This is a genomic window from Novosphingobium mangrovisedimenti (assembly GCF_025153475.1).
Classification (GTDB): Bacteria; Pseudomonadota; Alphaproteobacteria; order Sphingomonadales; family Sphingomonadaceae; genus Novosphingobium; species Novosphingobium mangrovi_A.
This window is the reverse complement of record NZ_JANZXA010000021.1, coordinates 1-16200: the sequence shown is the minus strand read 5'-3', so window position 1 is coordinate 16200 and position 16200 is coordinate 1. Positions and strand designations below refer to the sequence as shown.

Annotated in this window: 21 protein-coding genes; 17 read left to right on the top strand and 4 right to left on the bottom strand. The window is 61.2% G+C overall.

What is annotated here, in order from left to right:
• Positions 1 to 5 precede the first annotated feature (5 nt).
• The 11 genes from NZK81_RS19960 (at position 6) to NZK81_RS19910 (ending at position 7903) form a co-directional block, all read left to right on the top strand.
• Positions 6 to 491, top strand: coding sequence for a hypothetical protein (locus tag NZK81_RS19960; RefSeq protein ID WP_260047805.1), 486 nt, complete (start codon positions 6 to 8; stop codon positions 489 to 491).
• The gene (locus NZK81_RS19955) at positions 484 to 1119 is read left to right on the top strand and encodes a hypothetical protein (protein WP_260047804.1); all 636 of its coding nucleotides are present in this window, start codon (positions 484 to 486) and stop codon (positions 1117 to 1119) included. The genes NZK81_RS19960 and NZK81_RS19955 overlap by 8 nt, the downstream gene beginning before the upstream one ends.
• A 33-nt stretch (positions 1120 to 1152) precedes the next feature.
• Positions 1153 to 1884: a hypothetical protein gene (locus tag NZK81_RS19950; RefSeq protein WP_260047803.1), complete on the top strand. Its 732-nt coding sequence runs from the start codon at positions 1153 to 1155 to the stop codon at positions 1882 to 1884.
• An 87-nt stretch (positions 1885 to 1971) separates the two neighbouring features.
• Positions 1972 to 3177: a DUF932 domain-containing protein gene (locus NZK81_RS19945; RefSeq protein ID WP_260047802.1), complete on the top strand. Its 1206-nt coding sequence runs from the start codon at positions 1972 to 1974 to the stop codon at positions 3175 to 3177.
• A gap of 73 nt (positions 3178 to 3250) precedes the next feature.
• On the top strand, positions 3251 to 3538 hold the full coding sequence (locus NZK81_RS19940; RefSeq protein ID WP_260047801.1) for a DUF5983 family protein: 288 nt from the start codon (positions 3251 to 3253) through the stop codon (positions 3536 to 3538).
• A gap of 5 nt (positions 3539 to 3543) precedes the next feature.
• Positions 3544 to 4470, top strand: coding sequence for an adenine nucleotide alpha hydrolase family protein (locus NZK81_RS19935; protein WP_260047800.1), 927 nt, complete (start codon positions 3544 to 3546; stop codon positions 4468 to 4470).
• Between the two features lie 98 nt (positions 4471 to 4568).
• Positions 4569 to 6260, top strand: coding sequence for an ATP-binding protein (locus NZK81_RS19930; RefSeq protein WP_260047799.1), 1692 nt, complete (start codon positions 4569 to 4571; stop codon positions 6258 to 6260).
• Positions 6261 to 6348: 88 nt separating this feature from the next.
• Positions 6349 to 6741, top strand: a complete 393-nt coding sequence (locus tag NZK81_RS19925) for a hypothetical protein (protein WP_260047798.1) — start codon at positions 6349 to 6351, stop codon at positions 6739 to 6741.
• Positions 6738 to 7265: an RES family NAD+ phosphorylase gene (locus NZK81_RS19920; RefSeq protein WP_260047797.1), complete on the top strand. Its 528-nt coding sequence runs from the start codon at positions 6738 to 6740 to the stop codon at positions 7263 to 7265. The genes NZK81_RS19925 and NZK81_RS19920 overlap by 4 nt, the downstream gene beginning before the upstream one ends.
• Before the next feature lie 49 nt (positions 7266 to 7314).
• Complete coding sequence (locus tag NZK81_RS19915) at positions 7315 to 7521, top strand: hypothetical protein (RefSeq protein ID WP_260047796.1); 207 nt, start codon at positions 7315 to 7317, stop codon at positions 7519 to 7521.
• Positions 7522 to 7687: 166 nt separating this feature from the next.
• Positions 7688 to 7903, top strand: coding sequence for a DUF5818 domain-containing protein (locus tag NZK81_RS19910; protein WP_260047795.1), 216 nt, complete (start codon positions 7688 to 7690; stop codon positions 7901 to 7903).
• 84 nt (positions 7904 to 7987) lie between these two features.
• Here the strand turns inward: NZK81_RS19910 and NZK81_RS19905 are convergent, their stop codons facing one another.
• On the bottom strand, positions 7988 to 8179 hold the full coding sequence (locus NZK81_RS19905) for a hypothetical protein (protein ID WP_260047794.1): 192 nt from the start codon (positions 8177 to 8179) through the stop codon (positions 7988 to 7990).
• A gap of 195 nt (positions 8180 to 8374) precedes the next feature.
• On the opposite strand from NZK81_RS19905, the gene NZK81_RS19900 reads away from it, so the two are divergent.
• The 4 genes from NZK81_RS19900 (at position 8375) to NZK81_RS19885 (ending at position 11628) form a co-directional block, all read left to right on the top strand.
• A complete protein-coding gene (locus NZK81_RS19900) occupies positions 8375 to 8836 on the top strand; it encodes a DUF736 domain-containing protein (RefSeq protein ID WP_260047793.1) in 462 nt (153 codons plus the stop codon).
• 93 nt (positions 8837 to 8929) lie between these two features.
• A complete protein-coding gene (locus tag NZK81_RS19895) occupies positions 8930 to 9928 on the top strand; it encodes a DUF2493 domain-containing protein (protein WP_260047792.1) in 999 nt (332 codons plus the stop codon).
• A 68-nt stretch (positions 9929 to 9996) separates the two neighbouring features.
• Positions 9997 to 10239, top strand: coding sequence for a DUF6117 family protein (locus NZK81_RS19890; protein ID WP_260047791.1), 243 nt, complete (start codon positions 9997 to 9999; stop codon positions 10237 to 10239).
• Positions 10240 to 10647: 408 nt separating this feature from the next.
• On the top strand, positions 10648 to 11628 hold the full coding sequence (locus NZK81_RS19885) for a DUF2493 domain-containing protein (RefSeq protein ID WP_260047790.1): 981 nt from the start codon (positions 10648 to 10650) through the stop codon (positions 11626 to 11628).
• A 160-nt stretch (positions 11629 to 11788) separates the two neighbouring features.
• On the opposite strand, the gene NZK81_RS19880 is transcribed toward NZK81_RS19885, so the two are convergent.
• Positions 11789 to 12097, bottom strand: coding sequence for a hypothetical protein (locus tag NZK81_RS19880; RefSeq protein WP_260047789.1), 309 nt, complete (start codon positions 12095 to 12097; stop codon positions 11789 to 11791).
• A gap of 521 nt (positions 12098 to 12618) precedes the next feature.
• Here NZK81_RS19880 and NZK81_RS19875 point away from each other — a divergent pair.
• Positions 12619 to 12870 carry a helix-turn-helix domain-containing protein gene (locus tag NZK81_RS19875; RefSeq protein WP_067737373.1) on the top strand — a complete coding sequence of 84 codons (252 nt, stop codon included), beginning with the start codon at positions 12619 to 12621 and terminating at the stop codon, positions 12868 to 12870.
• Between the two features lies 1 nt (position 12871).
• Positions 12872 to 14215 (top strand): type II toxin-antitoxin system HipA family toxin, encoded by a 1344-nt coding sequence (locus NZK81_RS19870; protein WP_260047788.1) that lies wholly within the window; start codon positions 12872 to 12874, stop codon positions 14213 to 14215.
• A 158-nt stretch (positions 14216 to 14373) separates the two neighbouring features.
• Here the strand turns inward: NZK81_RS19870 and NZK81_RS19865 are convergent, their stop codons facing one another.
• Both NZK81_RS19865 and NZK81_RS19860 read right to left on the bottom strand, forming a co-directional pair.
• Entirely contained in the window at positions 14374 to 15306 is a 933-nt protein-coding gene (locus tag NZK81_RS19865) for an IS5 family transposase (RefSeq protein WP_260047787.1), read from the bottom strand.
• Positions 15307 to 15596: 290 nt separating this feature from the next.
• A partial coding sequence (locus NZK81_RS19860; RefSeq protein WP_260047786.1) for a hypothetical protein occupies positions 15597 to 16200 on the bottom strand: 604 nt, incomplete at its 5' end.

Here is a 16200-nt window from a genome sequence, read left to right as displayed (position 1 = left end):
CCCAGATGGCTGACCGGGCAAGTGCGTCGATTCGCATTGGCGGCGTGATTCCTCATTCGTGTATTTCCGGCCTCTTCGAAGCGATTGACCGCGACGGAGGGCGGGCCGACTGGGAAGGCGAACCACTCGATCCTGCATCGCTACGTCCCGGCGAGACCCTCGCGGCCTTCGCCTATGCGCAGCCCGGCGGCATGTTCGAGTGGACCGAGCAGTTCTGCGAAGACCATGGCATCGCCTTTGTGCGCGCTTCCGGTAGCTGCAGCGGCGTGTTCGGCCCCGAGCGCGTCGTCTTTTTCGGCACCGGCACGCCTGCACAGTTCGACATGACCGAGAACGAGGAAATCGTCCTTGCCCTGAGCATCATCCGCGCGCTCGGAACCTTTGAGGCGATCGAAGCATGGTTCGAAAGTGCGGAATTTCAGCCCCCGCCAATCACCATCGCAGGTGGCACTGCGGAGACCGGCGAGAATGGGGAGACGGACAATGGCTGATGCGTACGTGCAAGGGAGTTTCTCTTTCAGTTGCACCCATGCCGAACTGGCGCTGATCGAGGAGGCCTTCGAGGCGAGCTACGCCTTCATGGCCGAAGATACGCCCAAGGACCCGTCCCCGGAGTTTCTGGCTGCCTTTCCGCCGGTCAAACCGGACGATCCGTGGAGCGGGTTTCTTGCCATCTTTCCCGATCCTGATTTTCCGGACTTCGGCGTGGAATTCGAAGCCGGGAACTCGCGAGGCCATCCGGAGCTATCCACCGTCTTCCTGTACTCGACGACCGACTTCCAGCCGGATGCTCTCGGGCAACTGATCCGGCATTGCTGCCAGGATACCCTGCGCCAGGCGCCCATCGGGTTCGAATGGGCCTGCAGTTGCTCTCGGCCGCGTGTTGGTGAATTCGGGGGCGGGGCCTGCGCGATCTTTGCCGATGGTATGGTATTCAAGACGACGGGCGCCATGCTGAGTGACATGCTGTCGCGAAAATCCCATGCGGCCTCCACTGCTAAAAGCCGCAATGGCTTGAGCGAGGATCCCGATTACCCTCTCGCCGACTGGCAGGCTGAAGTGGCCAACGGTGGTACACGGCTCGGCTACTGGCCCTGGGTCGCCTTGGGCCGCGCCTGAAGCTCCTTTCCTCCCAATGAACAGGACACGATGATGCCATCCACCATACCGGTGGAGGCGCCTGCGCGCCTCTACAGCGAGACACCCTACGATGAGCGGGGTAATTTCAATTACCAGGGCGACCTCTATCGTCCGTCCGAGGACCTGAGCACATTGTGCCGCCGGATCGAAACGCACGTTGCGAGCTATTTCCCTGAAATCCGCTTCGCCCTTCGCAGCGAGCGATTTACCGGTGGCCGCAAGATCACGGCCGAAGTTCTCGACGCGCCGGGTGATCTGTCCACGCGCGACGCGCAGGAGACGTTCATCACGACGGTGCGCGATCAGATCGAGCGCTTCGGCTTTTGCCGCACCAACCCGCTTCAGGATTACTGGAGCTGCTCGTTCTATGCGGAAGTGGCCATCGGGCAGGCCTATTGGTCGGCGCTCGCTGCCCGGCGCGGGAAGGCCAATCCGGTCGCCAGTCTCGTCTCGCTCGCGAGCTTCAGGAAGCGTCTCAAACCCGGAGATACCCTCACCCTCCTGCACGCGCCCTTCAACCATCGCGCGCTGGGCGCGGCGCGCAAGGTGATCCAGGTCCGTTCCCGGGATTTCGTGTTCGAAGGGCGCAGTTACTGCGACTTCCCGCGCGCCGCCAATTTTGCCTGCGATGGACGCCTGGTGCGGATCGCGATCGGGAATGAACACGATCCGGATGCTCACCTGCTTTACGAATGGCAAACGCTGATCGCCGGCCCCGACGGGGCGGGGCCAACTGCCATGTGACGAAAGGGAAGGGGGATGAAGAGGATGAGCCTGAGGGCGGCGACGCTTCAGGCTTTTTGACCATTACCATCTTCGAGGAGCACCACCATGGCCACCATCGCCCGCATCATCGAGCAACCCTCCGACGCGCCCGTAAGCACTGGATACCGCGTCGACATCTCGCGCGGCCAGAATATTTCGCGCGTTTCGTCCGAATGGTTCTCGCGCCCCGACGATGAACGCTATCTCTCGCTCACCGACCTTCACGCCAGCGTACGCCGCCGGGCCGATCAGGCGACCACACGCATCGTCGAAAGCAGGCAGGTGCGTGTCGAGGCGCGCAGCGAGGACCCGGAAATGCTCACGCTGATCGCGCCCGGCGACGATACGCCGATTGCGCCGACGAACTGGTCCTTCGGGCAACTCGCGAGCCTGGTGGGGGCGCCCGCTTCCTATCTGCGAACGCTGCCGGCGGCGCTTGCCGGGATCAACATGCAACATGGCCTGCTCTCGCATCGCGGCGAGCAGGTGAAGCTGCTCCAGACCGACGATGGCCGCACCGAACTGCGCGCAGTCACCGGCCCCGACTATGGCCGCATCTGGGACCACGAACTCGTCAGCGCGGTCATGCGCATCGCCGGCGATGGCGTTGGCGATACGCGATGGAAGGTCCCAGGCGTGCTCGACTGGGGCTCGATGGTCTACAATCCCCATGTCGATGTGAGCAGCGAGACGACGACGCTTTATGCCTCCGACCGCGATGTCTTCCTGTTCCTCGTTGATGACACTCATCCGATCGAGGCCGGCAAGCTGCCCAATGGCGAGCCCGATCTCTTCTTCCGCGGCTTCTATGCCTGGAACTCCGAGGTTGGCTCCAAGACGCTGGGAATCGCGACGTTCTACCTGCGCGCCGTGTGTATGAATCGCAATTTGTGGGGTGTCGAAAACTTCGAGGAGATCAATATCCGCCACTCGAAGTTCGCCGCCAATCGGTTCGCGCATGAGGCTGCGCCCGCCTTGGCGCACTTCGCGGATTCCTCCCCAAGAAGCTTTGTTGATGGCATCAAACAGGCGCGCGAGCGCATTGTTGCCCGCAAGGATGAGGATCGCGAGGACTTCCTGAGGAAGCGCGGCTTCTCCAAGGCCGAGACGGGCAAGATCATTGCCACTGTGCTCGCCGAGGAAGGTCGTCCGCCCGAGAGCCTCTATGACTTCGTGCAGGGGATTACCGCCCACGCGCGGAGCAAGACCAACCAGGACGCCCGGCTCGAGATCGAGGGCAAGGCGCGCAAGATCCTCGAAAAGGTCAATTGAACCGCCACGTGCCGGCCGTGCGATCCTCGCATAGGTCGGCACGTTTCCATTTTTACTACCGTTGGAGGTGCCTGTGGAATTCGGGCGCTACCTTGTGCTCAGCACATCGCATGTGTGCCTGAGCACAGCCGAGCGGCTCGATGCCTGGGCCGCACTTGACCGATCGCTTCGGCCACTGGCCGTCGCTTCGACCCATGAAGGCTGGTTCGTGGCCAGCCGCGAAATCCCCGAACCGTACCGCCGGAAGGTCCCGCAGGAGCTTTTGGCGGCCATGCGCTTCGCCCGGGATCTGGGGTGCAGCTACCTGCTGTTTGACTGCGATGCCGACACTGTCGATGGCCTGCCGGTGTTCCCGTGGTGAACGGCATGAGCCCTGCGCAAGTTCCGTGCGGCGTGCCTGTCGTTGCGGCCTGGGGCATGGGAATCGACAGCACGGCGATGATCATCGAGTGGGTAGCGAAGGGCATGCCGCTATCCGTGGTCCTCACTGCCGATACCGGCACCGAACGCGAAGAGACTTACGCCTTTCTGCCCCTGTTCCAGCAGTGGATGGATGAGCGAGGCATCGAGCACCATGTGGTGCGCTATACGCCGCGCCGCTTCAAGAACTGGCCGCCGTACTTCACCCTGCTTGAAAACTGCCTCACCAACGCCACGCTACCCTCGATCAGCTTCGGGCGCCACAGCTGCAGCCAGAAGTGGAAAATCCAGCCGCAGGACCAATGGGTCTCCGACTGGAAACCCGCTCAGGACTGCTGGCGCCGCGGCGGCAAGGTTCTAAAGCTTATCGGCTACGACGCCTCTCCCGCCGATAGCCGCCGCTACGCGCATCGCGAAGGACACATCAGCGAACGCTTCGACTACCGCTATCCCCTTCGCGAATGGGGGTGGGATCGCGCCCGCTGCGCCAGCCGCATCCGCGAGGAAGGCCTGCCCGTCCCGATCAAGTCGGCCTGCTGGCTCTGCGCTGCCCAGAAAGTGGATGAACTGCGCTCACTGCCCCGCTGGTGTTTGCGCCTGATCGTGCTGGTTGAGGCACGAGCGGGGCCACGTCTGCGCAGCGTCGAAGGTCTGTGGCGCAGTTCCACCGCATCACGTCCAGGTTCGATGACGGCCTATATTCGGGATCAGCGACTGCTCGATCCAGATGAGGTCGACGAAATCATTGCCGGGGCTCCGGTAGATCTCGTCGAATTCCAGAAGGCCGCCGCCAGCGTTCCCGTGGAAGACCGTCAACCGATGTGCGACTGGATTGAGCGCTTCAACGCAGGAATCGCCCATGTGACGGCCTGAACCCTGACTGTGTGCGCGAACCTGCGATGTAAGGGAGAAGGAAATGGGAAAGGTATGACGGTGCGGAATGGATCGCATCGCGTCATCGGAGCTGAGCCATGTCCTTTCCTTCCACAATCCATGCGTCCGTCGGCCAATCGCTGATCGGCAAGGTCGGACGCCTCTTCAACAACGGCGTCGCCGATGTTCTGGCCGAGCTGTTGCAGAATGCACGCAGGGCTGGTGCCAGCGAGGTCGACATCGATGTCATCGAGACGAAAGACCGCAAGCTTCTGGTTCTGCGTGACGACGGCTCCGGGATAGACGATCCCGCAAAGATACTGACCCTGGGAGATTCTGGCTGGAGCGGCGACATCGCCCGCAGCGAAGATCCGGCCGGAATGGGCGTGTTCAGCCTGGCCGGTCGGCATGTCGAAATCCGCTCCTATTCCCCGACCGTTGGAATGGGATGGCGCGTTGTCATTCCGCCCGAAGCCTGGGAAAGCGGCGCACCGCTTGCCATTGAGTGCTGCGATATCGAAGCCGGCACGGAAATCAGGATCGACATGCCCGAGGCGTGGCAACGAGATATTCCAGGCGCGGTGACGAACGCTGCCCGCCATTACCCGCTGACGGTCCGGTATCACGGCGTCCAACTGGATCGCGAGGATTTTCTCGTCGGCGCATGCCGGATCGAGGAATGGCAAGGTTGCCGCATCGGCATCTACCGTGATCGCGGTTCGTGGCCCACGACCTATCCCCGCATCAACTTTCACGGCCTTACCGTCCTGTGCCCAATGCCGACCGTTACCGAAGTCGGCGTCGACAGGTGCTGGCAGGTCCGTGTGGACATTCTGGATTCGCCGGCGCTGCAACTCGTGCTGCCAGCGCGCAAGGAAATGGTTCAGAACACTGCGCTCGAAAACCTGCGCGAGGCGGCAGAACGGGCGATCTACCGTACGATTGCTGAAAGCCCAGGCCATCGCCTCGCTTATGCCCAGTGGCTGCGGGCCCGGGACCTCGATGTCGATCTTGCCGAAGCAGAACCCTGGCTGGCGGCTTGGCTACCGCACACGGCTGACGGCATGCGCAATGGCGAATTGGAATGCGTGAGAGATATGCCGATGATCCTGTTCCCCGAACACGGTCCGGCCATCGAACAATGCGCCGCGCGTGTACTGGAGCGCGGCGATCCGCTGGGCGGAACTCTGGTGTGCGAAGTCACCGCGTTCACCGGCTATCGCTGGTATGACCGCCTGCCGCGCATCGCTGACCTGTCTTTTGCGATCTCGACCGAAGCCGGGACGTTCCGCTGCGAGGATGATCTAGTGCCGCTTCCCGGGCTTGTGTCCGGGCGTGTAACATCGATCGCCCTTGATGTTGCGGTCAGACTGCCAGGTGACGGTGAGGACAAGGCGTCTTCGCACATAATCCCGACTGATGTGCTGATCTTACCCGATGATGGCTGGTCTTGTGACCTTGATACGGTCGTGGTCCTGCTCACGCAGAACTGCACGATCGATCCGGAAGATCTGGCCATTCTCCTTGAGGATGCCTGCTTTCGTGCCGGAGACGATGCCGACAACGACAGCTGGGAAACCCAGTGGCGCGAATTCCGGATGCGGGCGCGGCAGGTCGCCAATACACTGCTGCTGGGCGAGGATGCCGCCATTCTTGAACGGATACGCGAGATCGTCTCCGAGGAGATCGCGTGGCTCATTCCCGCCGGGAGGCGCGTGTCCATATGTTCGGGAGACGGCAAAGTGATACTCGCCTTCGTCGATGAAGCGCCTGCGGGTTCTCTTTCATGACGCCGTCCCCATGCATGCCGCGATCTGTGCTGATCATGACCTTGAAAATGTGCAAATATTGTGCTTATATCAGGTCGTGGAGATTGACATGATGGACACAGTATCGATCGATCACGGCGCGGCTGCTATATCGGGCTTCGTCGAAAGCCTGCAGGAACCGCGCACGCCCTATATCTCGCCCAAGCGTTTCTCCAAAGCGCTCGGCGTACAGGTTGCGGGCCTCGCAAACCTTGCAGGGGTCCATCGCAACACCTTGCGCAACCCGGCTTCTGAACGCTTGCAGGACAAGCTGCGCGAGATGGTGCGGGTCATTTCGGCGGCCGCGACGCTGACCGGTGACGTATCGAAGGCGATCTACTGGTACCGCAATGAGCCCATTGCCGATTACGATCACAGGACGGCCGCCGAACTGGTCGCCGAGGGGCATGCCGATGCCGTGATGGCGCATCTGCGCGATCTTGAGAACGGCGCCAGCGGGTGAAGATCGTTTCGCTTGGGCCGGACGACGTTTTCTATCGCTACCTGACACCCAAATGGGCCTTTGTCCCGCTGAGCGGGGCGGGCGCCGCGAGCGAAGGCGGGCGTTTCAACCGCGTGGGCATGGAGGCCCTCTATCTCTCTCGCGCGCCGCAGACGGCGCTGGAAGAATACCGTCAGGACTCGTCACTGGTGCCGCCGGCCACACTCGCGAGCTACATGGTTTCGCTGGGAAGCGTCGTTGATTTGTCGCAAGGGTTCGACCCGGAGCATTGGACGGGTGACTGGGCGCAATGGGATTGCCCCTGGCGCAAGATCGCACGTATCGACAGGGCACTGCCGCCATCATGGCTTTTGGCGGACAGGGTCATCACGGAGGGACACAAGGGTATTCTTTTTCCCTCGATCCGGCATCCGGGCGGTACCAATCTCGTGATCTTTCATTCCAACCTGACGGCAGCGGATCGGCTGCAGGTTCATGATCCCGATGGACGCTTGCCCAAGGATCAATCATCCTGGCTCAACTGAAGAGCCGGTGGATCGCACCACCGCCTTTCCGACTGACGGGAGATGCAGCATGTCTGAAGCCAAGATCATGCCGTCGCTGTCGCCCCGGCGCGCGCAGTTGGCTGGCTTTGAACATGCCTATGCCGTGGCGCTCCAGCGGCGCCGGCACTCCGGGGTGTGCCAATTCATCATTGAGACCGGCAATCCCATGCAACCCTTTCGGACGTCATCCAGAACTCCAGGCAACGACGAAACCATTTTGGCCCTCGTTGCGTGAAATTGGCTAAGGCCTGCGAAGTGCATGTGTCCTTTGGCCCTATGGTCAGACTTGATCATCGCCAGGAAACACCAGACAGGGGCCTTATGGCTTTCTTCCGAATCTACCGCTGGACGTTCCGTGCTCGCATTGGCGTGCACGGTGCGCTGCGCTTGAAAGCCAAGGAATGATGTCGTCGCACCAGCCTACGTATCGCCGCCTCACCGGCCTGCTGCGTCTCAACGGCCGCAGCGCCGTTCTCGAAACGGGCGATGGGGATTTGATCTTCCTCGTTTCCGAGGACGATCTTGCCCCATTCCATGACCAACAGGTTGTCGCCGAGGGCCAGATGGCCGGACCAGACCGCCTCACGTTGACCTGGATTGCTCCAGCTTCAGCCTGACCTCGGCATGCACCGTGTAATTGGAAACTGAGGTGCGGTGATCCGGAACGCGACCGGATAGCCCCTTCATCCCCAAGGCGCTGATCAGTTCCGCCTTCGCCGCGAACCGGCAGTGCGCTCAAGTTCGTCCGCGGAAACCTCGAGATCCACAGCAAGCTGGGCGAGGGCGCGTGCCGCGCCCAGCCGCATCATGCCGTCGTCATGCGCGCCTGAACACCGGTGCGCTGCGCGCTTGCGCGCAAGGTCCGCGACGGTGCGAAGCGTTTCCGAGTCCATCGCCGAAGAATACCCCTGAAATGACCAGCGGGCCAGCCCGCCCAGGTTTGCGGACGGCGCGGCGCGGGAGGCGAGGGCGTTGCGCCCGGCCACGCAGGGGTGAGGCCGCGAGGGCGGGATACAGAGGAGAGGAGGTCCGGAGAAAGTGTCGCGAAGAAGTTGGTTCGAGAGCGACATCATCAAGGAGTGAAGATCATGAACATTGGAGAAATCCGCAGCGTCAATGGCCGCCTTACCGGAGCCATCGCTACCCGCACCATCGACCTGCCGCGTATCGGTTTGCGCAAGGTCGAGAGCATGAGCGACCGCGCGCCCGCGTACGAGATCCTGGCGCTCAACGTCGCACGGCGCTGGGTGCAGATCGGGGCGCTGTGGGAGGCCTTCTCGAAGAAGACCGGGGAAGCGTTCCTTGCAGGATCGGTCGATGATCCGGGCCTTCCCGAACCGCTGCCCGTCGCGCTCTTCCCGACCGAAGACGGCGGCTACACCATCGCCTGGCGCCGCGAGACCATGCGGTCCGAGTTCGCCGGAGGCTTTGGCGGGATGCAGCGCTCTTACGACGAGCGTGGGCAGGAAGGCTTCGGCGGCAGCACCGCAGGCGCCGATGGCGCGCTGATGGGCGCGGGCGCCGATGAGGGCGACGAACCGCTGTTCTGATCCTGCACGAACAGCACCTCGTGAAGGCCGGAGGCGCAATGAGCGCCTCCGGCCTTCTCTTGTTCAGATCCCGAGATGTGAAAGGCCTTCGCCATGACCAGCACCAATCTCACACGCAGCGTCGATCGCTTCGCCGACCTCAAGACACTTTACGCCGAGATGACCGCCACCCCGGAATTCCAGGCGGCATTCGGCGATCCGCTTGCCGTCTCCATCATCCAGCCGGGTGAGGAGCCGGGCGAACACGACATGCCGGAACCCTTCGCGGCGCAGGCCGAATGTGGCGGCGTGATCGCCACGATCTTCGACCTGTTCACCGGCACCCGGCTCGAACCGCTTGGTGCTGAAATCGCCTGGGGCTTCGTGAACAGCTTCCACTTTGTCGCCGGAAAGCTGGAACGCCGCGAGGATGCCATCGCGCTCGAACTGGGTGATCTGGCGCGCCATCCTGACATGAGCGAGGTCTACAACAACGAGCTCGAAGAGAAGCAGCTGCTGTGCCAGTCGCTCGCCGAGCAGCGCGCCGCGATCGAATGCATGCGCGACTATGCCGCCGAGATGTACCGGGTGCAGTCGGGCTGGCCATGGTCCCCGGCGCGCGGCAGCAAGGCCTCCTCGGCCTCGTCCGCGAGCCAGATCGCAGCGCTCGACTTCTTGCGCGCCCGTGAACTGGCCGCGCGCGAGAAGCACAGTCCCAGGGGACCTGTTGTGGTGTTTTCCGGTCCTGCCCAATGGCACGACTGGGAGACGCTGTGGGCGCGGCTCGACGAGATCAAGGCGCGTGTGCCGCACATGACACTGGTGACGACCGGACAGCGCAAGGGCGCCGATGCCATCGCAGCGGCCTGGGCAGCGCGTCCGGAAAACAGCGTGCCGCTCGTCGCCTACGGGCTCTACGGTTCGGGTCGGAAGACGGCCTTCACCCGCAACCGCAAGCTGGCGGAACTGAAGCCGGTCGAAGCGCTACTGTGCGAAGGATCCGGCCTGCAGGCCAACCTCTATCAGGTCCTGCGCGAAGCCAATGTTCCGATCCATGCCTTCCACAAGGTAGACCAGATCGCTGACACCGCTGTCCCGCGTATGCGGGCGTGAAGCCGGCCTGATCACCCGGGGCAGGGCCTTTGGTCCGCCCCATCATTTCCCGATGACAGGAGGTTCGCATGGCAATCCCTGAACCCTATCGCCGCAATTTCCAAACGCTGCTTCGCGCCGCGGCCGATGGCCATCTCGCGCTTCTGGAGTGCACCGATGCCCAGACAGGCGTTCCCCGCTACGTCGTCACGGCCGTGGGCCGTGACGAAGGCGATTACGTCATGACCCCGTTTGGACATCTCTGCGATGGGAACCCATTTGACGCTTACATTCCGCCTGATCCGGGCGATGGGGTGTCACAGCTCGCATGATGATGCCGGCATAGACATGGTTCGCCTGCGCGACTGAACCGGACAATTCGGGCTGGCCGCACTCCGCGCGCCAGCCCATTTTTGTGCTGCCGGGGAACTCAAGCCTTCCGCTGATCCGTCCGTCAAAGATGCAACCCTTGGCTGTCAAAAGCCCCGTCATGGGCATCGAGCCCATGCCAGGGCTCGGGCGTATGGGGCAGGCGCCCGTGTATTATTCTCTCTTCCAACAAGTCCGAGTATGGCACGGGGTCAGCCCCGGCCTCAAGGATCGACGGCCCCTCCAATTTGCTTTGCAAATCGGTTCCTCCGTCGCCCGCTTCGCGGCCGGGCTGCGCCCGGTCCTTGACCCCGGCGCTCGCAGCCCGTGCAGGAGGGGAAGCCTCTTTTCCTGAATTCAAGGAGGCTACGATGAACACCAAGCGCACCATTCGCGACTTTTCCGAAATCGCCGATCTTATCGCCGCGGAAACCCTGACGCCGGTCGATGGCTTCTCCACCGCCTTCGAAACCGGCCTCGATACGAGCCGCATGGGGGCCTGCGAGGAGGAACTGACCTGCGACATGCCGGACGCCATGCAAGCCCAGCTTGCCACCGAAATGCTGGTCGCCACGCTCTTCGATGTGCTGCGCGGTACCCGCATCGAAAGCCTTGCGCCGCGTCTGGCCTGGGGGATCGTCAACTCCTTCCACAAGGTGGCCGAACAACTCGATGGCGAAGCCGACCGGGCGGCGATGAAGGTTCGCGATCTCGCCCGCGATGCCGACGGCAGCGAGGTGCTGATGAGTGAACTTGAGGACGCGCAGGTGCTCTGCCAGTCGCTGGACGAAGCACGCGAGGCAGTGGCCTGCATGCGCGACCACGCGGCGGCAACTTACCTTGCGGAAAGCGGGCGGCCATGGTCGTCGGTGAGGGGATCGCTTGTCTCTTCCAAGCGCACCGCCTCGGTCATTGCCGCGCAGGACTTCCTCGCCGCGCGGCGGATGCGCAAGGCCGAGGCGCACGCTCCGCAAGGTCCGGTGGTGGTCTTCTCGGGAGGGCAGGTCTGGGAGGATCACGAACTCCTCACCGAAGCGCTCGATGCGGTGAAGGCGCGGGTCCCGAACATGGTGCTGGCGACCACCGCGCAGGATAAGGGGTGTGATGCGATCGCGGCGGCCTGGGCGGCGCGCAGTGGCACCATGCTCATCGCCTTCACGCTTGACCGGCGTCTCGGCAAGCGGGCGGGGTTTGCCCGCAACGAGCAGCTCCTGGGCCTGCGCCCGGTCGAAGCGATCGTCTGCGAGGGCTCCGGGCTGCAGTCGCATCTGGCGCGCGAGGTGAGGGCCAAGCGGATACCGGCGCACTTCTTCGCGCTGAAGGACCAGCGCACCAATCGGGCGGTAGCGTAAGCGGCCAAGAAGGGGACCGGTCGGGCTTCGGCTCGGCCGGTCCCCTTCTTTATGCTGGCGGTAAATTCGCCCCCGCTCAGGGACGCGAAGCCTTGCGGCTTCGCGCCCGCCGCGGGGCCGATGCGGAGCCACGAATGTGGCTCCGGCCTCCTGCGCGTGGCTACGCCATGCTCGTCGCTGGGCCATCCCTGCGGGATGACTTGGAGTTGGTTGAAGTACCCGACTGCGACGATGCGCTTGCTTCAGGGAGCGCGCGAAGGGCGGTCACAGCCGCCGCGCCGCCACAACGGATCGCGGCGACAAGCAGATCGCGAAATTCCCGTTCGGTGAGGTCCTCAACGGGGAGGTCGATAACGATCTCGGCGTACTTGCCGCGCAGGGCGCGGCGGGTCTGTTCCACCTCTTCGGCCATAGCGCGTTGGCGCGCTTCAAGGTCGGCGAGGCGTTCGCGGTCGGTCTTCTTGGGCATGTCCATCGGTCCTTCGATGGTCTGCCCGCCGCCTCCTTTATCGGTTGCCCGAAGGCGGCCTGCAATCCCTGGATCGGAAGGTCATTATGAAATCAAAGGTTCTCCTATGCGGCGCCATGATCAGCCTGCCGGTGTCCCACCGGCAGAAGGACAAGGCCCCCTTCGGGGGAGCCGCGCCCCTTCCGGGACGTGGCGACGCAGCGAGAAATCGCTGCGCAAGAAAGCACTCACGGCCGTGGCCGTTTTGTAATGCACCGTACGCACCAGTGCTGCCCATAAAGTGGCTTGGTTTCAACAGCTTGCGACGATTTTGGAAAAGCTGTTGGGACACATTTTGCGCGCCGGGGAACATCTTGGCAAGCGAAATTTGCCCCGCCTTTAGGCGTTTTTGAGCGTGGGACACCTCCTTCTCACATACAGAATTGGTGCTACACCCCGCCGGGTATAATCCTACTATATGCCCTGAAAGGTATATTGCAAATACATACCTCATGGGGTATAGGGTGGCGCAGGAGGTCAGTATGTCTGAAGCCATCAGAACACCACGGCAACTCGGCTCGCTCATTCACAACGAGCGCGTGCGCCGCGGCTTGTCACAGCAAGAACTCGCTAACCTCGCGGGCACTGGCCAGAAAACCATATCGCGCATCGAGACCGGACACGAGGGAGCAAAGCTCGATACGCTCTTTCGCTTGCTGGCCGTGCTCCAACTGGAAATCCGGTTTACGCCGCGTAGCGTCGCAAACAGCAAATCCATCGGCGACGTATTCTGATATGGCACGCAAAAAAAAACATTCCCCGCTCAACGTGTTCATAAACGACCGGCTGACAGGCCGGCTGTCCAAAGAGTCGAGCGGGGCAATCTCCTTCCAATACGATCCGAGCTGGCTCGAATGGGAGCACCGCTTCGCGGTTTCGCTTTCATTGCCGATGAGAAAGGCGGCATATCGCGGCGCGCCCGTAGTCGCCGTGTTCGAGAACCTTCTCCCCGACAATCCGCAAATCCGGACCAGGGTTGCCGAATGGACAGGCGCTGACGGTACGGACGCCTATAGCCTGCTGGCGCAGATTGGCCGCGATTGTGTCGGCGCGATGCAGTTCCTGCATGATGACGAGGACGTGGAGCCCAAAAACGGTGTGACGGGAACGCCCGTCACAGACGAGGAAATCGAGGCCATTCTCGCGAATCTCCGCGGCGTCCCGCTAGGCATCGATCCCGAGCATGAATTCAGGATATCGGTCGCCGGAGCACAGGAAAAGACGGCGCTGCTTCACCATGAAGGTCAATGGATGAAGCCTGTCGGCACGACGCCGACAACGCACATCCTCAAACCCGAGATCGGCACCATTCCTACTTCGAGCGGCACAATCGACATGACGGCCAGCGTCGACAATGAGCACTATTGTTTGAAGCTGCTCGAAGCCTTCGGTCTCACCGTCAATCAAACCGAAATCGCGACCTTCGGGAAGCGCCGTGTCCTGGTTGTTGAGCGCTTCGATCGACAGTGGCAGAAGGACGGGCGTCTCCTTCGATTGCCGCAAGAAGACTGCTGTCAGGCGCTCGGCATACCGCCTTCCCGGAAATACCAGGCGACCGTTGAAGGTCACCAAAATGGTCCCGGCATCAAGGACATCTCAGCCCTTCTTCAGGGCAGTGACACACCAGTCGAAGATCAGGCCGCCTTCTTCAAGTGCCAGATACTCTTCTGGCTGATCGGCGCGACGGACGGTCATGGCAAGAACTTCAGTGTGTTCCTGAGCCCGGGCGGGGGCTATCGGCTTACACCATTTTATGATGTGCTTACTGCTCAGACCGCCTTCGATCAGAAGCAGATTCCGCACAAGAGCTTCAAACTGGCGATGTCTGTAGGCAAGAATTCCAAGTACCGCATCCTCGACATTGCCAGCCGGCACTTTGTCGAAACCGGCAAGGCCGCTGGTATGGGACCCACCATCATCGGCAAAGCCGTTGCCGAGGTTTTAGAACTGGTGGGAAGCGCTCCAGATCGCGCCCTCGCGCAAATGCCGACCGATTTTGCGGTAGGTGTCCATGAAAGTGTCACTAAAGCCATAAATTCTCGACTGCCGCTATTAGAGCCGGCTTTAGCCGAGCTCTGATCGAGCCGGCACGTGCGTTCTGCGTTCCGACTTTTCAGATCGTGTTGCGCCACTTGTGCCCACCATTAGGTATGCTGTTCGTGGTCGAATGGCCGTTCTCGACGGCTTTGTTGTACAAATCGTCCGCAGGTTGGCCGTCGGGCCTTGGAGACCGTCAGTTACGCAACACGTTGAGTTTCAGGTGTTCCGAGTGCGGTGAAGCGGTTGAGGATGGCTGCCCGGATTTGCAGTTCGGCCACTTGGCGATCGAAGTCTCGTGCGATGATGCGTTCACCCAGCAGCTTGAAGCAATGCATCTTGGTTTCGACGCGGCTGCGTTGGTGATAACCGCTCCATCGTTTCCAGATGGTTCTGCCAAGCCGCCCGCTTGCACCAACGATCTCATTGCGGGCCGCGACGCCTGGCGTGCCTTCAGGCCATGGCCTGGCATTGCGTCGAGCGGGAATTACGGCACAGGCATCGCGTGCAGCAATGGCATCGTGGCAGGCCTTTGTATCATACGCCCCATCGGCGCTGACGGTCACGATGGCTTGATCCTCTGGTATCTGCTCTAACAGTTCGGGAAGCATGGGCGCATCGCCCACCCGGCTGCCGGTCACTTCGATAGCCCGGATCTCCAACGATCCGGCATCGACGCCGAGGTGGACCTTGCGCCACTGTCGACGCTTGGACGGGCCGTGCTTGCGCCTGCACCATTCCCCATCGCCTGCGGCCTTGATGCCCGTGCTGTCGATCAGCAGGTGCAACGCCCCGGAACCGGACTGGCAGGGAATTTCGACAAGCAAGGTTTTCTGCCTGCGGCTCAGGGGGCTGAAGTCAGGCACAGGCCAATCGAGCCCGGCCACCTCCAAAAGGCTTGCGACCATGCCGGTGGTCTGGCGCAAGGGCAGCTTGAACAATACCTTCAGAGTCAGACATGTCCGGATCGCGGCATCCGAGAACACCGGCTGACGCCCGCGCTTGCCGGTTGGCGGGGACAGCCATTGCATTCCGGGATCAAACCAAATCTGAAGCGAGCCTCTCTGCGCCAGTGCTGCGTTGTAGGATTTCCAGTTTGTCGTGCGGTAGCGTGCGCAGGGCCGTTTGCTCATCGCCGCCCCTTAACGCACTGGATTCACAAACGGAATCCTTCGAGCATTTCTGCAACAAAGCCACTGATACCACTCAACTTAGTTTCGGATCAGGCTCTTAGATTTGGACCTGATCCGCAGATCACCATACCGGCCAGCGGCTTCTGAAATGCTGCAATCGAAGGCCTGACAGAAGACCGCACTCGATCACAAGCCCACTGGATCCGAAACTTCTTGCTTCCACGGGCGGTAACCACAGAAGTCATTCAGCTTAGCTCAGCCGTCAAACTGTCCAAAAAGGCGAGACCTCCTCACTCACCTTCGCCCCTTAACGAACTGGATTCACAACGGAATCTCGCTACCATTTGCCCCACAAAGCCCTGTGCATAGCTCTTGAGGAACATTGAAAATTCAGTTGAAATTTTAACAAGCTTCGATCTTTTGTCCATAATATTTTCTGTAGATGAAATTAAATTGCGCTCTTTCATTCGCTTCATCATTTCATGAAAACCGCGGTTGGATAAATTTGAAACAATGGAAGATTCCTTTATGGTCAAATCTCCGTTAAGAAGAACGTGCAAGACGAGTCTTAACTCATTGGTTATTGCGTTTACGCCATAAAGGTTTCTAATTTCATTATCGAAATCTAGTATTAATTGAACGAAGTCTCGTTCAAAATTAGGGGAATTGAATTTATCAAGGCATTTATTTTCCCTGAAATTTGGAAAATTCGTTTCTTTAGTCAAAATCACCACCATGACTCCCCACCCGGAAATAACCAGGGGTCGTAGTGTTGATTTCCGCTGAGAGTTGACCCGGGAGAGGCATAAATTTCCGCTGAGAAGTGACCCATGTTCTGACCTTTCCCCTGGCTGTTGCGTCGGGGGACATTGGAGTGATCGACATGGCGTTATT

Excerpts from the sequence above, each read along its gene's own strand:
- NZK81_RS19960 (WP_260047805.1), top strand. The coding sequence starts at position 6 with ATGGCTGACCGGGCAAGTGCGTCGATTCGCATTGGCGGCGTGATTCCT.
- NZK81_RS19955 (WP_260047804.1), top strand. The coding sequence starts at position 484 with ATGGCTGATGCGTACGTGCAAGGGAGTTTCTCTTTCAGTTGCACCCAT.
- NZK81_RS19950 (WP_260047803.1), top strand. The coding sequence starts at position 1,153 with ATGCCATCCACCATACCGGTGGAGGCGCCTGCGCGCCTCTACAGCGAG.
- NZK81_RS19945 (WP_260047802.1), top strand. The coding sequence starts at position 1,972 with ATGGCCACCATCGCCCGCATCATCGAGCAACCCTCCGACGCGCCCGTA.
- NZK81_RS19935 (WP_260047800.1), top strand. The coding sequence starts at position 3,544 with ATGAGCCCTGCGCAAGTTCCGTGCGGCGTGCCTGTCGTTGCGGCCTGG.
- NZK81_RS19930 (WP_260047799.1), top strand. The coding sequence starts at position 4,569 with ATGTCCTTTCCTTCCACAATCCATGCGTCCGTCGGCCAATCGCTGATC.
- NZK81_RS19925 (WP_260047798.1), top strand. The coding sequence starts at position 6,349 with ATGATGGACACAGTATCGATCGATCACGGCGCGGCTGCTATATCGGGC.
- NZK81_RS19915 (WP_260047796.1), top strand. The coding sequence starts at position 7,315 with ATGTCTGAAGCCAAGATCATGCCGTCGCTGTCGCCCCGGCGCGCGCAG.
- NZK81_RS19910 (WP_260047795.1), top strand. The coding sequence starts at position 7,688 with ATGATGTCGTCGCACCAGCCTACGTATCGCCGCCTCACCGGCCTGCTG.
- NZK81_RS19905 (WP_260047794.1), bottom strand. The coding sequence starts at position 8,179 with ATGGACTCGGAAACGCTTCGCACCGTCGCGGACCTTGCGCGCAAGCGC.
- NZK81_RS19900 (WP_260047793.1), top strand. The coding sequence starts at position 8,375 with ATGAACATTGGAGAAATCCGCAGCGTCAATGGCCGCCTTACCGGAGCC.
- NZK81_RS19895 (WP_260047792.1), top strand. The coding sequence starts at position 8,930 with ATGACCAGCACCAATCTCACACGCAGCGTCGATCGCTTCGCCGACCTC.
- NZK81_RS19890 (WP_260047791.1), top strand. The coding sequence starts at position 9,997 with ATGGCAATCCCTGAACCCTATCGCCGCAATTTCCAAACGCTGCTTCGC.
- NZK81_RS19885 (WP_260047790.1), top strand. The coding sequence starts at position 10,648 with ATGAACACCAAGCGCACCATTCGCGACTTTTCCGAAATCGCCGATCTT.
- NZK81_RS19880 (WP_260047789.1), bottom strand. The coding sequence starts at position 12,097 with ATGCCCAAGAAGACCGACCGCGAACGCCTCGCCGACCTTGAAGCGCGC.
- NZK81_RS19875 (WP_067737373.1), top strand. The coding sequence starts at position 12,619 with ATGTCTGAAGCCATCAGAACACCACGGCAACTCGGCTCGCTCATTCAC.
- NZK81_RS19870 (WP_260047788.1), top strand. The coding sequence starts at position 12,872 with ATGGCACGCAAAAAAAAACATTCCCCGCTCAACGTGTTCATAAACGAC.
- NZK81_RS19865 (WP_260047787.1), bottom strand. The coding sequence starts at position 15,306 with ATGAGCAAACGGCCCTGCGCACGCTACCGCACGACAAACTGGAAATCC.